The organism is Nonomuraea sp. NPDC050383 (assembly GCF_044459125.1).
Lineage (GTDB): Bacteria > Actinomycetota > Actinomycetes > Streptosporangiales > Streptosporangiaceae > Nonomuraea.
Window position 1 is genome coordinate 221103 of record NZ_JBITIP010000008.1, and the last position, 16788, is coordinate 237890.

At 73.9% G+C, this 16788-nt stretch carries 17 protein-coding genes and 1 pseudogene; 9 read left to right on the forward strand and 9 right to left on the reverse strand.

Annotated features, from left to right (window positions below; all coding sequences use genetic code 11):
• The first annotated feature begins 4 nt into the window (after positions 1-4).
• The 4 genes from ACIBG4_RS21730 to ACIBG4_RS21745 are packed head-to-tail and all read left to right on the forward strand — an operon-like array spanning position 5 to position 5169.
• Positions 5-1627 carry an ABC transporter substrate-binding protein gene (locus ACIBG4_RS21730; protein WP_397203317.1) on the forward strand — a complete coding sequence of 541 codons (1623 nt, stop codon included), beginning with the start codon at positions 5-7 and terminating at the stop codon, positions 1625-1627.
• Positions 1624-2574: an ABC transporter permease gene (locus ACIBG4_RS21735; RefSeq protein WP_397203318.1), complete on the forward strand. Its 951-nt coding sequence runs from the start codon at positions 1624-1626 to the stop codon at positions 2572-2574. The genes ACIBG4_RS21730 and ACIBG4_RS21735 overlap by 4 nt, the downstream gene beginning before the upstream one ends.
• Positions 2574-3425: an ABC transporter permease gene (locus ACIBG4_RS21740; RefSeq protein ID WP_397203319.1), complete on the forward strand. Its 852-nt coding sequence runs from the start codon at positions 2574-2576 to the stop codon at positions 3423-3425. The genes ACIBG4_RS21735 and ACIBG4_RS21740 overlap by 1 nt, the downstream gene beginning before the upstream one ends.
• 40 nt (positions 3426-3465) lie before the next feature.
• Complete coding sequence (locus ACIBG4_RS21745) at positions 3466-5169, forward strand: dipeptide ABC transporter ATP-binding protein (RefSeq protein WP_397203320.1); 1704 nt, start codon at positions 3466-3468, stop codon at positions 5167-5169.
• 68 nt (positions 5170-5237) lie between these two features.
• Here the strand turns inward: ACIBG4_RS21745 and ACIBG4_RS21750 are convergent, their stop codons facing one another.
• Together ACIBG4_RS21750 and ACIBG4_RS21755 are read right to left on the reverse strand one after the other, a co-directional pair.
• Positions 5238-6749: a sensor histidine kinase gene (locus ACIBG4_RS21750; protein ID WP_397203321.1), complete on the reverse strand. Its 1512-nt coding sequence runs from the start codon at positions 6747-6749 to the stop codon at positions 5238-5240.
• Positions 6746-7453 carry a response regulator transcription factor gene (locus ACIBG4_RS21755; protein WP_397203322.1) on the reverse strand — a complete coding sequence of 236 codons (708 nt, stop codon included), beginning with the start codon at positions 7451-7453 and terminating at the stop codon, positions 6746-6748. Before ACIBG4_RS21755 ends, ACIBG4_RS21750 begins: the two co-directional genes overlap by 4 nt.
• Positions 7454-7598: 145 nt before the next feature.
• On the opposite strand from ACIBG4_RS21755, the gene ACIBG4_RS21760 reads away from it, so the two are divergent.
• Genes ACIBG4_RS21760 through ACIBG4_RS21770 form a run of 3 tightly spaced genes read left to right on the forward strand, consistent with a single transcriptional unit; the run spans position 7599 to position 10353 of the window.
• Entirely contained in the window at positions 7599-8960 is a 1362-nt protein-coding gene (locus tag ACIBG4_RS21760) for a ferric reductase-like transmembrane domain-containing protein (protein ID WP_397203323.1), read from the forward strand.
• A 29-nt stretch (positions 8961-8989) separates the two neighbouring features.
• On the forward strand, positions 8990-9535 hold the full coding sequence (locus ACIBG4_RS21765) for an FMN-binding protein (protein WP_397203324.1): 546 nt from the start codon (positions 8990-8992) through the stop codon (positions 9533-9535).
• Positions 9532-10353: an FAD:protein FMN transferase gene (locus tag ACIBG4_RS21770; RefSeq protein ID WP_397203325.1), complete on the forward strand. Its 822-nt coding sequence runs from the start codon at positions 9532-9534 to the stop codon at positions 10351-10353. Before ACIBG4_RS21765 ends, ACIBG4_RS21770 begins: the two co-directional genes overlap by 4 nt.
• On the opposite strand, the gene ACIBG4_RS21775 is transcribed toward ACIBG4_RS21770, so the two are convergent.
• Positions 10319-11080, reverse strand: a complete 762-nt coding sequence (locus ACIBG4_RS21775; RefSeq protein ID WP_397203326.1) for an alpha/beta fold hydrolase — start codon at positions 11078-11080, stop codon at positions 10319-10321. The genes ACIBG4_RS21770 and ACIBG4_RS21775 overlap by 35 nt on opposite strands.
• Before the next feature lie 117 nt (positions 11081-11197).
• Between ACIBG4_RS21775 and ACIBG4_RS21780 the strand changes: the two genes are divergently transcribed.
• Entirely contained in the window at positions 11198-11605 is a 408-nt protein-coding gene (locus ACIBG4_RS21780) for an SRPBCC family protein (RefSeq protein WP_397203327.1), read from the forward strand.
• A 197-nt stretch (positions 11606-11802) separates the two neighbouring features.
• On the opposite strand, the pseudogene ACIBG4_RS21785 reads toward ACIBG4_RS21780, so the two are convergent.
• The 3 genes and pseudogenes from ACIBG4_RS21785 to ACIBG4_RS21795 all read right to left on the reverse strand — a co-directional run.
• Positions 11803-12066: pseudogene (locus ACIBG4_RS21785) on the reverse strand (nitrate reductase); the annotation flags it as partial.
• A 45-nt stretch (positions 12067-12111) separates the two neighbouring features.
• Entirely contained in the window at positions 12112-13068 is a 957-nt protein-coding gene (locus ACIBG4_RS21790) for a MerR family transcriptional regulator (protein ID WP_397203328.1), read from the reverse strand.
• A gap of 158 nt (positions 13069-13226) precedes the next feature.
• Positions 13227-13490, reverse strand: coding sequence for a hypothetical protein (locus ACIBG4_RS21795; protein WP_397203329.1), 264 nt, complete (start codon positions 13488-13490; stop codon positions 13227-13229).
• Positions 13491-13563: 73 nt separating this feature from the next.
• On the opposite strand from ACIBG4_RS21795, the gene ACIBG4_RS21800 reads away from it, so the two are divergent.
• On the forward strand, positions 13564-14046 hold the full coding sequence (locus tag ACIBG4_RS21800) for a GNAT family N-acetyltransferase (protein ID WP_397203331.1): 483 nt from the start codon (positions 13564-13566) through the stop codon (positions 14044-14046).
• Positions 14047-14052: 6 nt separating this feature from the next.
• Here the strand turns inward: ACIBG4_RS21800 and ACIBG4_RS21805 are convergent, their stop codons facing one another.
• The 3 genes from ACIBG4_RS21805 to ACIBG4_RS21815 all read right to left on the reverse strand — a co-directional run bounded on the left by ACIBG4_RS21805 (position 14053) and on the right by ACIBG4_RS21815 (position 16780).
• Entirely contained in the window at positions 14053-14691 is a 639-nt protein-coding gene (locus tag ACIBG4_RS21805; RefSeq protein ID WP_397203332.1) for a GPP34 family phosphoprotein, read from the reverse strand.
• Complete coding sequence (locus tag ACIBG4_RS21810; RefSeq protein ID WP_397203333.1) at positions 14688-16073, reverse strand: APC family permease; 1386 nt, start codon at positions 16071-16073, stop codon at positions 14688-14690. The genes ACIBG4_RS21805 and ACIBG4_RS21810 overlap by 4 nt, the downstream gene beginning before the upstream one ends.
• Before the next feature lie 407 nt (positions 16074-16480).
• Entirely contained in the window at positions 16481-16780 is a 300-nt protein-coding gene (locus ACIBG4_RS21815) for a hypothetical protein (protein ID WP_397203335.1), read from the reverse strand.
• Positions 16781-16788: the final 8 nt, after the last annotated feature.

The window sequence follows — 16788 nt, forward strand, 5'->3', positions numbered from 1 at the left end:
ATCCGTGAAGCACCTCCGCAGGACGCTTCCCCTGCTGGTCGCCGCGTCGCTGACGGTGACCGCGTGCGGCGGCGCGCCCCGCGAGACGGCCGCGGCCGCCGGCGGCGGCAGCCTCACCTGGGCCGTCGAGACGCAGCCGGTCACCTTCAACCCGCACCTGTGGGCGCAGAACAAGGCCCGCCTGCTCGTGTGGAACCAGTTCGACGCGCTGCTGTCCCGGGGTGAGGACGGCTCGTTCGGGCCCTGGCTGGCCCGCTCCTGGGAGGTGTCGCCCGACGGCCGCACCTACACCTTCCACCTGAGGGAGGGGGTGACGTTCCACGACGGGGAGAAGTTCGACGCCGCGGCCGTCAAGGCCAACCTCGACCAGTTCCGCGTCCCCGGCTACAACCCGACCGTGGCGTCGATCCAGCTCAGCGCCTTGGAACGGGTCGAGGTGGTGTCCCCGGCCGAGCTGAAGGTCCACCTCAAGCGGCCCGACGCGCTCTTCCTCGACTTCCTCGCCTCGCCGTACGGCGGGCAGGTCTCCCCCAGGTCGCTCAGGACGGCCAAGAACCTCAAGGCCGGCGGCCCCGACCTCGTCGGCACCGGACCCTTCATCCTGGACCGGTACGTCCAGGGCCAGGAGGTCCACTACCGGCGCAACCCCGCCTACGCCTGGGCGCCCCCCACGGCCGCGCACCAGGGGCCCGCCCACCTGGCCGAGGTCACCTACCGGTTCCTGCCCGAGGCGGCCGTCCGGGTCGGCGCCCTGACCTCCGGCCAGGCCGAGGTCATCGAGGGCGTCCCGGCCACCGAGGTGGACCTGGTCAAGAAGGACCCGGACCTCGCCTTCCAGACCGCGCTCAACTCCGGCTCCGCCTACACCTACTACTTCAACACCGGCCACGCCCCCTTCGACGACAAGCGGGTGCGGGAGGCGTTCCGCGAGGCCGTGGACCTCGACGCCGTGCTCGCCTCCGTCTACCGGGGACAGGCCACGCGCGCGTGGAGCGTCGTCGGCAAGGCCGGCCCGTTCTACGACGCCTCGCTGGAGCGGACGTACGGAGGCGACACCGCCAAGGCCAACGCCCTGCTCGACCAGGCCGGCTGGACCACCCGCGACGCCCAGGGGTTCCGCACCAAGGACGGGAAGAGGCTGACGGTCCGCACGGTCTCCGCGGCCCCGTTCGTCCGCGACCGGCGCGAGATCCTCGCCCAGGCCATCCAGGCCCAGGTCAAGCAGAACGCCGGGATCGACTTCCAGATCAGGATCGTGGACCAGGGCTCGGCGCAGCAGGCGCTGGACCGCGACGAGTACGAGGTGTTCGAGAACTCCCGCGGCGACACCGACGCCGGCGCGGCGCTCAACCTCATCCTGGCCAGGCAGGCGCCCATCAACCGCACCCACTTCTCCGACGCCTCGATCGACACGTGGCTCACGCGGGCGTCGCGCGTGTCCGACGTCAAGACCCGGACCGCCCTGTACGCGAAGGTCCAGCGGGCCGTGGTCGCCGAGAACGCGATCGCCTTCCCGATCTACGTGCCGTCGGACCAGCTCGCCGCGCGGCGCAGCGTCGGCGGGCTCGGCTTCGACCCGGTCTCGGGCACCCCGAAGAGCGCCTACGACGTCCGGATCGCCCCGTGACCGCCCTCGTGAATCCGTTACGGGTGGCGGCCCTGCGGGCGGTGCTGCGCATCGGGTCGGCCGTGGCCGTGCTGTGGGCCGCCGCGACCGTCTCCTACCTGGCGCTCTGGCTGGCCCCCGGCGACACCGTGGACATCCTCGTCGGCGACGGCCCCGACACCCCCGAGATCAGGGCGAGGATCGTCGCCGAGTGGGGCCTGGACCGCCCCGAGGTGGTCCAGTACCTCGCCTGCCTCGGCCGCCTCCTCCACGGCGACCTCGGCCGGTCGTACCAGCTCCAGCGGGGCGTCGGCGAGGTGCTGGCCACGCAGGTGTGGCCCACGGCGCAGCTCACCCTCGCTGCGGCCGGCGCCGGCGTGGCGCTGGCCGTCGTGATCGCCCTGCTCACCGCGGGCCGGTCACGGTGGCCGCGCCGCCTCGCCTCCGCCGCCGAGCTGGTGTCGGTGTCCGTGCCGCAGTTCGTCATCGGCATGCTGCTCCTGGTCGTGTTCTCGTTCTCGCTGGGCTGGTTCCCCGTCTCGGGGGCGCGGGACCTGTCGGCGCTGGTCCTGCCGGCCCTGGCTCTCGGGCTGCCGATCGCCGGGGTGCTGGGGCAGGTGCTGCGCGAGGGGCTGGAACGGGCGCTGGAGCAGCCGTTCGCGGTCACGGCCCGCTCGCGCGGTCTCACCGAGCGGGCCCTGGTGGCCCGGCACGCGCTCCGGCACGCCGCCCTCCCCACCGTGACACTGACCGGCTGGTTCGTCGGCGTGCTGCTGGGCGGGGCCGTCATCACCGAGGCGCTGTTCGGCCGGCCCGGGCTCGGCCAGGTCACGATGCAGGCGGTCACGGGCAAGGACATGCCGGTCGTCATGGCCGTGGTCATCCTGTCGGCGGGGGTGTACGTGACCGTCAGCACGCTGCTGGACCTGGCCTACCGCCTCATCGACCCGAGACTGAGGAGCACGTGATGACCGCCGCCGCGGACGCCGCCCCGCCTCGCCCCACCCGCGCCCCGCTGGTCCTCCCGGCCCTCTTCCTCCCGATCCTCTTCCTCGCCGTCCTGGCCGTGGCCGTCGCCGCCCCCGGCCTCGTCGCCGGCGCCGACCCGCTCGCCGCCGACCCGCTGCGCGCGCTGGCGCCCCCCGGCGCCGGGCATCTGCTGGGCACCGACCACCTGGGCCGCGACGTGCTGGCCCGGGTCGTCCACGGGGCGCGGCACTCGCTCAGCATCGGCGTCCTCGCCACCGCCGTCGCCGTGACGGCCGGCGTGCTGCTGGGCCTGGCCGCCGGGCTGGCGCACCGGTGGGCGGGCGAGGCGCTGGCCCGCGCGTTCGACGTGCTCTCGACCTTCCCCGAGCTGCTGCTCGCGCTCCTGGTCGTCGCCGTCACCGGCCCCGGCACGGTGAACGTGGTGCTCGCCATCGGCATCGCCCAGATCCCCACGTACGCGCGGGTGGTGCGCGCCCAGACCTTCGTGGTCCGCAGGTCCGGGTACGTGGAGCAGGCGGTCACCTTCGGCCACTCCCGGGGCCGGATCGTCGCCCGCCACGTGCTCCCGAACGCCCTGGGCCCCATCCCGGTCCTGGCCACCCTCGGGCTCGGCCAGGCGATCGTCGCCGCCTCGGGGCTCAGCTTCCTCGGCATGGGGCCGCAGCCGCCCGCCGCCGAATGGGGCGCGATGCTCTCCGAGGCCCGCAACTACCTGCGGGTCGCCTGGTGGGAGGCGCTGTTCCCCGGGCTGGCCGTCACCCTGACCGTCGTCTGCGTGACCGTGGTCGGCCGCCGCCTGCAACGCCGCTTCGAGGGGAGGGCCGCATGACCCGCCCGGCCGTACAGGACATGACACCGGAGGACGACCGATGACCGAGCTCGCCGTACGTCAGGAGGGTCCCGTCGCGGCCGGTGGGCCGCTGGTGGAGGTGCGGGACCTGCGCGTGTCGTTCCCCGGCGCGGGGGTGGAGGCCGTGCGGGGCGTGTCGTTCACGACCGCGCCCGGCGAGTGCGTGGCCGTCGTGGGGGAGTCGGGGTCGGGGAAGAGCGTCACGGCCCGCGCCCTGCTCGGCCTGGCCGGGCCAGGCTCGGTCGTCGGGGCGTCGGCGCTGACGGTCGATGGCCGGGACGCGCTCGCCTTCGGGCCGCGCGACTGGCGGCGCGTGCGCGGCGGCTTCGCCGGGCTGGTGCTGCAGGACGCGCTGGTCTCGCTGGACCCGCTGCGCACCGTGGGCGCGGAGATCGCCGAGGTCCTCGCCGTCCACGGCCCCGGATCCTCCGCCGTCTCCCGAGCCGGGTCCCGGGCGGAGCGGGCGGCTCGCGTACGGGAGCTGCTGGAGGCCGTCGGCGTGCCCGAGCCCGAGGTGCGGGCGGGACAGTACCCGCACGAGCTGTCCGGCGGGCTGCGGCAGCGGGCGCTCATCGCCTCCGCCATCGCCGCCGGGCCCCCGCTGATCATCGCTGACGAGCCCACCACGGCGCTGGACGTCACCGTGCAGGCCGGGATCATCCGGCTGCTCGCCGCCCGCAAGGCCGCCGGCACGGCGCTCCTGATGATCAGCCACGACCTGGCCGTGGTGTCGTCGATCGCGGACACGATCCTCGTGATGAAGGACGGCCGCGTCGTCGAGGAGGGCCCCGCCGGGGACGTCCTGGCCTCGCCCGCGCACCCCTACACCCGCGCCCTGCTCGCGGCGGTCCCGTCGGCGGCCACCAAGGGCACGCGCCTGTCCGCCTCACCTCCCATCCGCACCGCGCCCACTCCTCCCGTGCCCACCCCGTCAGTGCCACCGGACCCGGCCGCCGGGAACGGTCCGGCCGCGCTCGACGCGTCCGGCCTGTCCGTCCGGTACGGCCCGCGCACCGCCGTGGACGGCGTCTCCTTCACCCTGCGCCCCGGCGAGGCGCTGGGCGTGGTCGGCGAGTCGGGCTCGGGCAAGACCACCCTGGCCAGGCTCGTCCTCGGCCTGCTGGAGCCGCACGCTGGCGAGGTGCGGCTGCACGGCCGCCCCTGGAGCGGCGTCCCCGAGCTCCACCGCCGCTCGCGCCGGTCCCTCATCCAGGTCGTCTCCCAGAACCCGCTCGACTCCTTCGACCCCCGCCACACCGTGGGCCGCCTGGTCGCCGAGCCGTTGAGGGGACCGCGCGGGCCGCGCCTCGTGCAGGCGCTGGAGCTGCTGGAACGCGTCGGCCTGCCCCCGGAGCTGGCCCGCAGGCATCCACGCGAGCTGTCCGGCGGGCAGCGGCAGCGCGTGGCCGTCGCGAGGGCGCTCGCCTCCCGCCCCGAGGTGCTGGTCTGCGACGAGCCGGTCTCCGCGCTGGACGTCTCGATCCAGGCCCAGGTGCTGGACCTGCTGGCGGAGATCCAGCGGCGGGACGGCACGGCGCTGCTGTTCATCTCGCACGACCTGGGCGTCGTCCACCACCTGTGCGACCGGGTGCTGGTGATGAAGGACGGCCGGGTGGTGGAGGAGGGCGGCGTGGACGAGGTGTTCCACCGCCCCCGCGACCCGTACACGCGGGACCTGGTCGCCGCCGTGCCCCGGCTGACCCCGTCTCCTGGGAGGGCGTGAACGCGGCCCGCCGCCTGCGGAACTCCTCGGCCGTGGGACCCGCCCGCGTGAGACTCGCCGGTGTGAGCTCACGGCGGTGGCGGCTCCGCGGGGGACGGCGGGTCGTCGGGCAGGCGGAACCAGAAGACGGTACTTCCGGGCCCGCCGTCCACGCCGGCCGTGCCCCCGTGCGCGGAGACGACGGCGCGCACGATCGCCAGCCCGAGGCCCGTGCCGCCGGAGGCGCGCGAGCGGTCCTTGTCCACGCGGGAGAACCTCTCGAAGATCTCCTCCCGCAGCTCAGCCGGGATGCCGGGGCCGTCGTCGGCGACGGCCAGCTCGGCGCCGTCCGGCAGCCGCCGCACGGTGACCGTCACGGTGGTGCCGGCGGGCGTGTGGACCCGCGCGTTGGCCAGCAGGTTGGCCACGACCTGGTGCAGGCGGAGCGGGTCACCCGGGACCGTGACAGGCTCGTGCGGCAGCTCCAGCCGCCACCGGTGGTCCGGTCCGGCGGCGCGGGCGTCGCCCGTCGCCTCGATGGCCAGGCGCGTCAGGTCCACCTCGTCGCGGGCCAGCGGCCGTCCCGCGTCCAGGCGGGCGAGCAGCAGCAGGTCCTCCACCAGCTCCCCCATCCGGCCCGACTCGGCGTCGATGCGGTCCAGCGCGTGTCGTACGGAACCCGGCATGGGCTCGGTGGCGCGCAGCGCCAGCTCGGCGTGCCCGCGGATGGCGGCGAGCGGGGTGCGCAGCTCGTGGCTGGCGTCGGCGGCGAAGGCGCGCAGCCGCTGCTCCACGGCATGGCGTCGGCCCAGCGCGTCGGCCACGTGCCCCAGCATGCGGTTCAGGGCCGCGCCGACCTGCCCGGTCTCCGTCCGCGGGTCGGTGTCGGGCACCCGCTCGGCGAGCGTCACCTTCCCGCTGGCCAGCGGCAGCTCCGACACCCGGCGGGCCGTCGCCGTCACCCTGTCCAGCGGGCGCAGCGCGAGCCGCACCCACACCGCCCCGGCGACGCCCGTCACGGCCAGCGCGGCGCCGAACAGCACGACCTCGAAGAACTGGAGCCGGCGCATCGTCTCCTCCGCCTCGTGCAGCGGCAGGCCCGTGATCAGCACGTCGCCGTCCGCGCCGGGCAGCGCGAGCACCCGGTAGTCGTCCAGGTCGCCCAGGTCCACCGTGCGGGGCACCCCGTCGGCCGGGACGGCGGCCAGCACGGCCTGGTCCTCCGCCGTGAGCACCGGCTCGGCGCCGAGCCGGGAGGTCACCACGGCCGCATTCGTGATCTTGCCGTTCAGCAGCCGCACGCCCAGCGTGCCCCGCGCCTGGCCCCGGGTGTCGCCCCGTTCCCTGGACTCCTCCGCGTGCTCCAGGCTCGCGGCGTACCGGCCGCCGGCCCCGACGAGCTGCTGGTCGACGCGTTCGAGCAGGAAATGCCGCATCGCCAGGGAGGTGGCGACGCCCACGGCGACGCAGGCCAGCGCCAGCAGCACCAGCAGCCCCGCGATCAGCCGCCCGCGCAGCGTCCGCGGCGCCGCCGGCCGCCACGCCCGGCGCCCCTTCCCGGCCGCCGGGCCGGTGGCGGCCTCGGTCACGGGTCCGGTCATGGCCTGAGCACGTACCCGACGCCGCGGACGGTGTGGATGAGCGGGGCGCGGCCCGCGTCGATCTTCTTGCGCAGGTAGCTGATGTACAGCTCCACCACGTGCGCCTGCCCGCCGAAGTCGTACGACCAGACGTCGTCGAGGATGCGTGACTTGCTCAGCACCACGCGCGGGTTGCACATGAGCAGCCGCAGCAGCTCGAACTCGGTCGGTGTCAGGTCGATCAGCGTCCCGCCCCTGGTCACCTCCCGCGCCTCCTCGTCCATCACCAGGTCGGCGACGACCAGCCGGTTGCCGTTGCCGGGGCGGGCCATCCCGGCGCGGCGCAGCAGCCCGCGCAGCCGCGCCAGCACCTCGTCCAGGCTGAACGGCTTGGTCACGTAGTCGTCGCCGCCGGCGGTGATGCCCGCCACGCGGTCCTCCACGGCGTCGCGGGCCGTCAGGAACAGCACGCACACCTCGGGGGCGTCCCGCCGGATCCGGCGCAGGATCTCCAGCCCGTCGAAGCCGGGCAGCATGACGTCCAGCACCACGGCGTCGGGCCGGAACTCGCCCGCCAGCCGCACCGCCGCCGGGCCGTCGCCGGCCGAGCGGACCTCCCAGCCCTCCTGGCGCAGGACCTCTTCCAGGACCTCGACGATGTCGGGCTCGTCGTCCACGACGAGCACGCGGATCGGCGCGCCGTCGGGACGCAGCAGCATCGTCATATCCACCCCCGTTCCCACAACATATGTCCCAGCTCTGAGACTCCTCTGAAAACTCCTGGTACACGGTCTTTCAGAGGACTCTCAGAGGTTCGGCTGGCACGGTGACTCCGGTGTGACCCGCACACGAGCGACGCGAGGAGGATCCGTGACCACCGCTTACGCCCCCACCCGGGTGTCCGGGCCGCCGGCCCCGGCGCCCCGGAGCGCCGCCATCGTCCGCCCCGAGCCGTTGCTCGCCCTGATCGGGCTGGGCGCGGTGGCCGTCGTCGCGCTGTGGTGGCGCGACACGCCGTACGTGGCGGGAGCCGACGGGTGGCTCACCAACGCCGCCCGCATCACCGGGCTGCTCGCCGGCTACGCGATGGCCGTCCTCATCGGGCTCATGGCCAGGGTCCCGGCGCTGGAGCACGGCGTCGGCACCGACCGGCTCACCCGCTGGCACGCCCTCGGCGGCAGGTACGTCGTCGGGCTCGCGGCCGCGCACGTCCTGACCGTCGTCTGGGGGTACTCGCTGGCCGACCGGATCGGCGTCGTGGACGAGACGGTCACGATGGTGCTGACCTTCCCCGACATGCTGAAGGCCACTGTCGCCGTGCTCCTCCTGCTCGGCACCGGCATCGTCTCCGCCCGCGCGGCACGCCGCCGGCTGCGTTACGAGACCTGGTACCACCTGCACTTCTACACCTACCTGGCGGCGTTCCTGGCGTTCGGGCACCAGCTCGGGACGGGGGCCGAGTTCACGGGTGATCCGGTCGCCCGGGTCGCCTGGTACGCGCTCTACCTGGGGGTGGCGGCGCTGGTCATCTGGTACCGGTTCCTGGCGCCCGTCCGGCTGTCGCTGCGGCACAGGCTGCGCGTGGCCGAGGTGGTCAGGGAGGCGCCGGACGTGGTGTCCATCCACGTCACCGGCCGTGACCTGGGCCGGCTGCGGGCCGAGCCCGGCCAGTTCTTCCGCTGGCGCTTCCTCACCCGTGAGCTGTGGTGGTCGGCCAACCCGTACTCGCTGTCGGCCGCGCCGGGCGGGACGCTGCGCATCACGGTCAAGGCGCTGGGCGACCACAGCGCCGCCCTCACGGCGCTCCGGCCCGGCACCCGGGTGCTCGCCGAGGGCCCGTACGGCGCGCTCACCGGCCGCCTGCGCCGCCGCGACAAGGTGCTGCTGATCGCCGGAGGGGTCGGCATCACGCCGCTGCGGGCGCTGTTCGAGACGCTGCCCGGCGAGGTCACCCTGCTCTACCGCGCCCGCACCGAGGCCGGCCTGGTGCTCAAGGAGGAGCTGGAGCGGATCGCCCAGGCGCGCGGCGCCCGGCTGTTCTTCTCGACCGGGCCCAGGAGCGACGCGGAGCCGCTGTTCGACCCCGGCGTGCTCGCCCGCCTGGCGCCCGGCCTGAAGGACCACGACGTGTACGTGTGCGGGCCGCCCGAGATGACCCGCGCCGCCATCGCGGCGGTGCGGGCCGCGGGGGTGCCGGCCGGCCGCGTCCACCACGAGTCGTTCACGTTCTAGGAATCTCGCGATCTTCCAAGGGGGAACCGATGCGCAGGGCGCTGCTCGCCATCGTCGTCACAGCCGCGGGCCTGGTGCTGCTGCTGTCGTTCAAACCGCACCAGGTCACCTCGGCCGCCACGCCGCCGGCCGCGGTCGCGCAGGCGCCGGCGGGGCGTTCCGGCGGCTCGGACGACTCCGGCGACCGCGACGGCTTCGACCGTTCCGGTGACTCCGACGGCTCCGGCGGGTCCGACCGGCTCGATCTCCCGGCGCCCGCCCCCACGACGAGCGCCACGCCGCCGGCCGCGGGCTCCGGCGGGAAGACCGTCACCGGGGCGGCCGCCGACACCCGCTGGGGCCCGGTGCAGGTGCGCATCACCGTCGCCGACAAGAAGATCACCCAGGTGGAGGTGCTCCAGGCGCCCGACGGCAACCACCGCGACATCGAGATCAACCAGCGCGCCCTGCCCGTCCTGCAGCAGGAGACGCTGACGGCGCAGAGCGCGCGGATCGACACCGTCTCGGGCGCCACGTACACCAGCGAGGGCTACATGACCTCCCTCCAGAGCGCCATCGACCAGGCGGGCCTGTGACCGCCGCCGCGGTGCCCATGACACGGCACGCCGAGCACGTCATGGGCACCGTCTTCTCCTTCGACGTGCGCGGCGACGGCGACCACCGGGACGGCATCGGGCGGGCGGTCGCCTGGCTGCGCCACGTGGACGCCGTTTTCTCCACCTACCGCCCCGACAGCCCTGTCAGCCGGCTCGGCCGCGGCGAGATCGGCCTCACGAACTGCCCCGCCGAGGTGGCCGAGGTACTGGCGCTGTGCGCGCGGGTCGAGCGCGACAGCGGCGGCTACTTCACGGCCCACCCGCCCGGCGGGCGCCTCGACCCCTCGGGCCTGGTCAAGGGCTGGGCGATCGAGCGCGCCTCGGACCTCCTCACGGCGGCCGGCCTGCCCCGGCACAGCGTGAACGGCGGGGGAGACGTCCAGCTCGGCGCCGAGCCCGAGCCCGGCCGCCCCTGGCGCGTCGGCGTCGCCGCACCGCCGACGGCGGCCGGCCGTCCCGCGGACGGCGCGCTGGCCACCGTGGTCGCGGGGGCCGGCCTGGCGGTCGCCACCTCCGGCACGGCCGAGCGCGGCCACCACATCGTGGACCCGCACACCGGGCGGCCCGCCACCGCCCTCGCTTCCATCACCCTGGCCGGCCCCCGTCTCACGACCGTCGACGCCTACGCCACCGCCGCGTTCGCCATGGGGGAGGCGGCCCGCGACTGGGTGGAGGACATGGAGGACCTGGAGGCGCTCGCGGTCACGGCTGCGGGGCAGACGTGGCGGACCAGCGGCTTCCACCGGCACGTGCCGCCCGAGTTCAGAGGATTCCTGCCCGCTTGGCCGCCCCGTTGATGAGCGCGGCCGTCAGGCCGCCGTGCTGGTACGGGAACGCGTGCGCCCCCGGAACGGTCACCGACCGCCCATCGGCGGCGGCCGTGGCCAGCCGGTCGGCCCACGCCTGGGGCGAGAACGCGTCGTGGACGCCCCGGGCGACGACCATCGGGCACGACACGGCCGGGGCCAGCTTCTCCGGCTCGTCCTCCTGCGCCGTGCGCACGAACCGGGCCAGCGCCTTCAGCCCCGCCCGCCCGTAGTACGGCATCGTGGCCGGGAGCAGGCCCGCCGGCTCGTGACGGGTCGTCCGGAGGTACGGCACGAGCAGCCCGGGACCGGTGCGCAGCTTCGGCGGGAACGTCGGCCCCAGCAGGACCAGCGCCCGCACGAGATCGGACCGCTCGGCGGCCACCCGGAGCGCGACCTGCGCCCCCGTGGAGTGCCCCGCGAGCACGACCGGCCCGGCCGGCACGGACTCCAGCCACCGCGTGACCAGCTCGGTGACGGCGGGCAGCTCGGGCGCGCACGACCACGGCGGCCGGCGCCCGAACCCGGGCACGTCCAGCAGGAACGAGCGCGCCCACGAGCCGCACCCGGCCAGCGTGTCGAACAGGTAGCCCAGGGCGCCGAGCCCGGGGACGATGACGACGGTCCGGCGGTCGGGGTTCTCCCGGCCCGTCTCCAGGCTGCGTACCCGCCGCCCTCCGGCGCCGTCCCAGCGCTCGTCCACCCGCACTCGCCCCATTCCTTCACCCACTCGTCCGTGTCCCCGCCATCCCGGACTACCTATCATGAGTCCCGCCAAACCCACCCGCGTGCCTACAAGCGGTAACACTCGTGACGATCGGGTAGCGACAGCACCATGAGCACGAAGGAATACCACGCCACCCGCGAGGTGGCGGCCCTGGCCGAGGTCGTCTACAACACCGCCGGCGACCTGGATCGGCTGCGCCGCTGGCTGCCCGCCGGCGTCACCGCCGAGCACCTGGAGGACGGGCTCGTGCTGGTCCGCTGGCGGCTCGGCGGGCGGCAGGGGGAGACGCGGTGCGCCCTGTCCACGGACGACGAGCGGCTGCGCGTGGAGTGGCGCGCCCAGGACGTGCCGGAAGTGGGCGGCTGGCTGGAGGTCGGCCAGGCCGGCGCCGGCGCGTCCCGGGTAGAGGTGTGCGTGACGGCCCCCGCCGACGTCCACGCGACCGTGGAGAGCCTGACGGAGAGCGCGCTGACCCACCTCCAGGAGGAGGTGGACGAGAACTTCACCGCCGGATGACGGCCGGGCGCTCAGCTCACGAGGGCCTGGGTGGCCGAGTCCTTGAGCCGGGCGTTCGCCCACCGCACCTGCCGGAGCGTCTGCGGGTGGCACCGCTCGGCCAGCTCCAGCAGGTCCCGGCGGCGCGCGCCCTGCGCGGCCTGGGCCAGCAGCTCCCGGTCCAGCGACACCCCCGACGCCACCCGGTACAGGTGGCGCAGGTCGATCGCCGTGTCCCAGTCGGTCTCGACCAGCCGCCCGTCCGCACGCACGAGCGGCCGCGTGAGCCGGTCGGGCGAGTGGTTCGCCTGCCAGCCGTACAGGTCCTTGGGGTCCAGCCGGCCGTGGTTGACCCGGTCGGCGGCGCGGCCCCGGACACCGACCACGCGGCCGTCCTTGACCGCGATGTCCAGGCCGTCGCCGTTGCTGTGCAAGATCGTGGCGCTCTGCACCCAACGGTTACCCCGGACACGGGGCGCCACGCCTTCCCACCCCGCCGCCTTACCCCGGCCCGGTGAACCCCCTGGTCACTGAGTGACCCGGGCGCGCAGGGCGTGGAGGGTCCAGTCGAGTGAGGGCGTCAGGCTCTCGGGAGGGGGCCAGCCGTTGACGACGGCGAGCAGGCGCAGGTAGCGCTCCCTGCGCGGATCGTTCACCGTCTCCAGGTACTCCAGCAACCCTCCGCCGCCCACGACATCATCGGCGGGCGCCCTCCCGCCGGGCGGGGGCGCGAGCCGGGCGCAGCGTGCCAGGACCGCCGCGACGACGGGCTCCGCCTCCGCCGACACCGGATCGACCCCCGCCGCCACCGCCGGCCGCACCTCCTCCCGTACCACCGCGACCGCGCCCGGCCGTGGCACGGCGCCGGGAGCCGTTCCCGCCGCGTGGGAGTCCGCCAGGCGCCGCATCAGCGCCCGGAAGCCGGGGTCGCGGGAGAGCTCGGCCAGCTCCACCCACGCCTCCACCTGCTCGGGCTCGGGATCGTCGGGCAACTCGGGCGTCATCGAGCGCCGGATCCCGGCGAACGCCTCGGCGCCCGCGTCGCCGGGAGCGCCGAACGCGCTGTCGAGGAACTCCCCGATCAGCCGGCGCCGCTCGTCCTCGGAAAGCCTGGCAAGTCTGTGCATGAGCTCCGTCTCCTCAGGGGTTGATCCGCGCCTGGCCACCGCCGTCAGCACCGCCCGCCGCAGCCGCAGCGTCCGGATCTGCACCGCGAGGGCCTCGGCGTGCGCCTCGGCGACCTCCGGCAGCGACACCTCCCGCTCCACGACCCTGCGCACCGTGGGCAGGTCCAGCCCCAGCTCGCGCAGCGTCCGTACGAGATCCAGCCGCGCGACGGCCTCGACGCCGTACAGGCGGTAACCGGCCGGGGTGCGGCCGGCCGGCGGCACGATGCCCTGATCGGAGTAGAACCGGATGGCCTTGACCGTCAGGCCGGTCCGCCGTGCCAGGTCACCGATCGAGTAGAGCGCGTCACCGTCCATGCCCTCACCCTGCCGTCTCCCCGTACGGGAGACTCAAGCGGCCGTGGCATGATGCCGGGATGGATGATCGTTCCCTCACGATGCCGGAGCTCCCGGCCGACGGCGGACTCCTGCTGCGCCCGTGGCGGCTGGATTACGTCGCGGACCTCGCCTGAACGCTAGGGGCGTGACCAGGAGGTCAGGGGATCGGGGGGCTCCAGGAACCGTTTCGCCTTGGCCACGCAGTCCGGGCAGACGGGCTCCTCGACCGACCGGACCACCGCTTCCGGGGTGGGCTCGCGCATCGAGCCCAGGACCGTCATACCGGGCGGAAAGCCGGTCTCCGGGTCGATCGCGAACATCGTGACCGCCGCCGGATCGAAGCCGAACGTCCGCCTGCAGCCATAACAGCGGCCGATCGTGGTGATCCGCTCGTCCGTCATGAGATGTCCACCAGGGCCTTTTCAGGGTCCATGCGCCCATGGTCGCACACCATGTCCGAGAGAGAGGTAGCCCGTGTCAGCGTTGAAAGTCCGTCAGGCGACCCCCCAGGACGCCGCCCTCCTCGCCGGGATGAACCCCCACGTCCACGGCCTGCACGCCGACAATCGGCCGGACCTGTTCCAGGCGCGGCCCTCGGCCGAGGAGCTCACGAAGCGGTTCGCCGAGCGGCTCGGGCAGGAGTCCACGCGGATCTTCGTGGCCGAGCCGGCGGACGGTGAGTGCGCCGGGTACGCGGAGGCGACGGTGTACCACCGGGGGCCCAGCGTGCTGCTGAACGCGGACTCGTTCATCGCCCTGAACCAGATCGTCGTGGCGCCGGAGGCCAAGCGGCTCGGGGTCGCGACCGCGTTGCTGGACGCCGTGCGGGAGGCGGGCAGGGAGGCCGGGTGCCGGCGCCTGGTGACCGAGGTCTGGGAGTTCAACGAGGGCGCGCGCTCCTTCTACGAGGCGGCCGGCCTCCAGCCCATGAAGCGCCTGCTGGAGCAGCCCCTCTGACCCCCTTCACCGGTACACGGCGACGGCGGCCTCGGCGACCAGGGTGTCGACGATGTGCACGAGCTCCTTCACCGTCGGCGAGTGCTCGTCGGCGATGGCGCGCAGGCGTTCGACGAGCCGGCCCGACGGCTGGCTCAGGTACAGCTCGGCCTCCACCCGCAGCACCGCCACCAGGCCGCACAGCGTGGCGCACCCCGCGTCGGGCTGCTTGTAGCCCTCCGCGGCCGACCGCACCCCCGACGACGCCCGTACGGCCCAGGAGATGTCGGTGAGCTGGTAGCGCAGGTAGGGCAGCATGCCCATGCGCCGCCTGGTCACCGGGGCCAGCACACCCTTGGCGACCAGGTCGTCGCGGGTGCGGACGTAGATGTCCTTGGCCGCCGCCTTGAACCAGGAGCGCACGTCCCGGTGGTCCCGGTCCCGGGGGATCAGGTCGAGGAGGACGTCGATGACCGGGTCGTCCGTGCGGCGGCGGTCGGAGACGGTGATGCGGCCCTGGACGACGGCGACGCGTTCGGCCAGGACCAGCTCGGTCAGCACCGCCCCGGCCAGCGCCAGGGCCAGCGACGACTGGTGGGTCAGGAGCTTGCCGGCCTCGTTGTGGGCCATGAGGTGGAGGTCCTGGTGGAGCGGCAGCCGGTTCACACCCGCTCCCGTGGGGCTGCCAGGCCCTGGACGGTGGGCCGGCGTCCGGCGACGTACATGCCGGCCAGGATGATCGCCCCGACGCCGAGCCAGACGAAGCCCGTCATCTGCGCCAGGATGTTGGCGTTGATCACGACGAAGACCAGGATCGCCATCCCGATCAGCGGCGAGACCAGGTGCGACCAGAGGTCGGCCGAGCGCTGCCGGATCCGGTAGTGCACGATGACGGACACGTGCAGCACGATGAACGCCACCAGCGCGCCCATGTTGATCAGGCTGCTGAGCACCTCGACGCCGTCTTTGAGGGCGGACACCCACAGCCCGAGCCCGACGGACAGCGCGGAGACGAGCAGGATCGCGTTGGTCGGCACGGAGTTCTTGACCGACACCTTGGCCAGGAACGCCGGGAGCTGGCGGTCACGCGCCATCGCGTACAGCAGGCGTGAGACGGCGACCTGGGCGACCAGGGTGTTGGCCACGCCCCAGGAGACGGCGGTGGCGTGCGAGGTGAGCTGCCGCAGCCAGTCGCCCCCGGCGACGGCGGCGGCGTCCTGGAACGCGGTGTCGCTGCTGTGGTCCAGCAGGGCGGCCGGGTCGGGCACGAGCAGGGCGGCGACCCACACCTGGACGATGAACAGCACGCCGGCCAGGATCAGCGCGAATCGCATGGCCCTGCTCACCTGCGCCGAGCCGCCGGTCGACTCCTCGACCAGCATGCTGATCCCGTCGAACCCGAGGAAGGACAGTGTCGCGACCGACACCGCCGCGAACACCACCGGCCACGAGAACGTCTCCGGGTTGAACAGCGGCGACAGGCTGAACCCGCTGCCCGCGCCCTGGAGCATCGCCCAGACGCCGGCCACGAGGAACAGCGCCAGCACGACCAGCTCGGCGGCGATCATCACCCTGGTGAGCTTGATCGTCATGCGGACGCCACGCAGGTTGATCACCATGTTGACGGCCACGAAGATGATCAGCCAGGCCCACACCGGCACCTGCGGCACGCCGGCGTTCATGGCCTTGGACGCGATCAGGTAGAGCAGCCCCGGAAGGAGCAGGTAGTCGAGCAGGATCGCCCACCCGGTCATGAACCCGACCGGCGCGCTGATGCCGCGCCCCGCGTAGTTGTAGACCGAGCCGGACAGCGGGAACGCCTTGACCATCTGCGCGTACGAGGCCGCGGTGAAGAGCAGGGCCACCATGCCGACCAGGTACGCGAGGACCGGCATGCCGGCGGAGCGGTAGTAGACCAGGCCGAAGATGGCGAACGGCGCGATCGGCACCATGAAGTTGAGGCCGTAGAGGACGAGGTCGGTCAGCCCGACCCCGCGACGCAACTCCTGTCGGTAGCCGAACTGCTCGATGTGCTCTTGTGGCTGCACGACAGTCTCTCCATGTCGCCATGCACCGGTGTGCGGGGGGTGACCGCCGGTCCGGACGTAGGTTCGGACATCGCGGAGTTTCGACCCGTGATCCTCCCGTAGCGGAGGGTCGCGTCGCAAGGGGCGGATGGTGCAAATGGGTACTGAGTGCTTGTTGTGACCTCAGGGTGATCCTTTGGTGGTCAAAGCACTCTGTCAGGCGGGCCCGGCCTGCCGGGCTGCGTGGAGTGTGGCCTCGCCGATCTCGTCGTCGGCCACCGACGCCAGGGGTCGTGCCTCGCCGAGTCGGCTGGCGGACTTGCCGACGCCGACGGCGTAGACCGCGGACGGTGTCGGGGTTGGGACCGCGGCCGACGCCTTCCTCGACGCCCATGCGGGACCAGGTCGATGGGAAGGGGCGGCCCGGTTCAGAAGGCGGCGCGTGCGGGGCGCCCGGTGGCAGCGGGGACCTCATCGCCGCGGTCGATGTGGTCGGCGTGGAACAGGCCCTGCGTGGGCAGCCGGCGCACATGCTCATCAGCCGCGCTGTAGGAGACGAAGGTGCCTTCACGGCGGCCCTTGACCGGGCCGGCCAGGCGGAGCTTGGCCAGGTGCTGGCTGCCGCCCGCGCCTGCGGCTTTCGCCTCACCCCCGCCGCGCCGATCAGTCGCGAAGGCGCCCGAGACCCCCTGCTGGCCTGGCAACAGGCCCAGGTGGACATCTGACATCCGGCGGC

Excerpts from the sequence above, each read along its gene's own strand:
- ACIBG4_RS21740 (WP_397203319.1), top strand. The coding sequence starts at position 2,574 with ATGACCGCCGCCGCGGACGCCGCCCCGCCTCGCCCCACCCGCGCCCCG.
- ACIBG4_RS21745 (WP_397203320.1), top strand. The coding sequence starts at position 3,466 with ATGACCGAGCTCGCCGTACGTCAGGAGGGTCCCGTCGCGGCCGGTGGG.
- ACIBG4_RS21750 (WP_397203321.1), bottom strand. The coding sequence starts at position 6,749 with ATGACCGGACCCGTGACCGAGGCCGCCACCGGCCCGGCGGCCGGGAAG.
- ACIBG4_RS21755 (WP_397203322.1), bottom strand. The coding sequence starts at position 7,453 with ATGACGATGCTGCTGCGTCCCGACGGCGCGCCGATCCGCGTGCTCGTC.
- ACIBG4_RS21765 (WP_397203324.1), top strand. The coding sequence starts at position 8,990 with ATGCGCAGGGCGCTGCTCGCCATCGTCGTCACAGCCGCGGGCCTGGTG.
- ACIBG4_RS21775 (WP_397203326.1), bottom strand. The coding sequence starts at position 11,080 with ATGGGGCGAGTGCGGGTGGACGAGCGCTGGGACGGCGCCGGAGGGCGG.
- ACIBG4_RS21780 (WP_397203327.1), top strand. The coding sequence starts at position 11,198 with ATGAGCACGAAGGAATACCACGCCACCCGCGAGGTGGCGGCCCTGGCC.
- ACIBG4_RS21790 (WP_397203328.1), bottom strand. The coding sequence starts at position 13,068 with ATGGACGGTGACGCGCTCTACTCGATCGGTGACCTGGCACGGCGGACC.
- ACIBG4_RS21795 (WP_397203329.1), bottom strand. The coding sequence starts at position 13,490 with ATGACGGACGAGCGGATCACCACGATCGGCCGCTGTTATGGCTGCAGG.
- ACIBG4_RS21815 (WP_397203335.1), bottom strand. The coding sequence starts at position 16,780 with ATGTCAGATGTCCACCTGGGCCTGTTGCCAGGCCAGCAGGGGGTCTCG.